This is a genomic window from Acinetobacter sp. 228, from assembly GCF_048147885.1.
Genome location: NZ_JAYWYV010000572.1, coordinates 1 through 1,061, shown reverse-complemented (window position 1 = coordinate 1,061; position 1,061 = coordinate 1). Strand labels below are relative to the sequence as shown.

The 1,061-nt window shown below is 35.5% G+C and carries 2 protein-coding genes and 1 pseudogene; all 3 read right to left on the bottom strand.

The features are described from left to right. Window positions 1-144 (bottom strand): annotated as a pseudogene (locus tag VXQ92_RS20900) (sodium:alanine symporter family protein); the annotation flags it as partial. A gap of 99 nt (window positions 145-243) precedes the next feature. Further along, window positions 244-384, bottom strand: coding sequence for a hypothetical protein (locus VXQ92_RS20895; protein ID WP_000490937.1), 141 nt, complete (start codon window positions 382-384; stop codon window positions 244-246). Window positions 385-566: 182 nt separating this feature from the next. Further along, a complete protein-coding gene (locus VXQ92_RS20890; protein WP_002010643.1) occupies window positions 567-770 on the bottom strand; it encodes a hypothetical protein in 204 nt (67 codons plus the stop codon). Between the last annotated feature and the right edge of the window lie 291 nt (window positions 771-1,061).

The window sequence follows — 1,061 nt, the reverse complement described above, 5'->3', positions numbered from 1 at the left end:
CAAGAACATGCGAATTTGCACTGCTCCTGTTAAGACCGTATAAAAAATACCGACGGCCAGCAAGAAAATAACCAGAAAATCCCATAAAGGTTCATTAAAAAATTGTACCCACGACATCAGTGTGGCATTGAGTTGTTCATTCATACTCGGTCCGCTTACGTTCTTGCTAATGTGCTATTAGCACAAGCCAAAATACTGCAATAAACAAAAAAGCCCCTAAAAATAGGGACTTCTTCAGTACATTTAAGGAAAAACTTTTAATGTCACTTGAATAGCAATTACCGTCACAAGTTTAAGCAACATCATGCCCAGCACTAAGCCTTTGAAGGTTACATGAGAGAAAGCACCCTTCAGATAAAATAAATTCATCGCACCACTGAACATATTCCCATTTGGGTGAACAGAATGCATCGACTCGGCTACAAACTTGGAAACTAACAAATGACCACCGCTAAATCAGCTCGTTTAATGATTCCCATCAATTAATCGAGTTATAAAAACTGGATTTAAGCCAATAAGCATATTTACATATACTTTTGGGCGAATGTCTAAACTGGATTTAAATTTCAAAGACTGTAACAAGCCATCGTCATAACACGACTATCTGTGCCCTTTTCTTTTTCATTAAAGAAGAGTGCATTGAGATCTGTACCAAGCTGTTGTATTTCTTGTGGCTCAGTAGTTGCGTGAGTTACGTTCATTTTCATGGTTGCAATGGTAATCGCCAATCCTTGTTTCATGAACTGCTTGTTGATGAGCGGTAAACTCATGTAAAGCTCCTTATACCTCGTGTATTTCTCCATTTCTGCACAAAATCCTTTCTGTAAAAGTATTTTATTTGCAGCCACTACTTTTTTCCTAACGTGAGTATGGAGAAATCATACCTGCGTAAAAAAGTCGGTATTATGCAGAAATTTAAAATTTTGTGTATGTTTTTCATTAAAAGTTTATGCTACTTAAGATTATTTTTTATGCAAAAACATCTGTTTTGTACTGTTTTTAAACATATTATACCTTTTTTCTAATTGAGCAATTTTCACTCAACCCTTATTTTGGCTTTA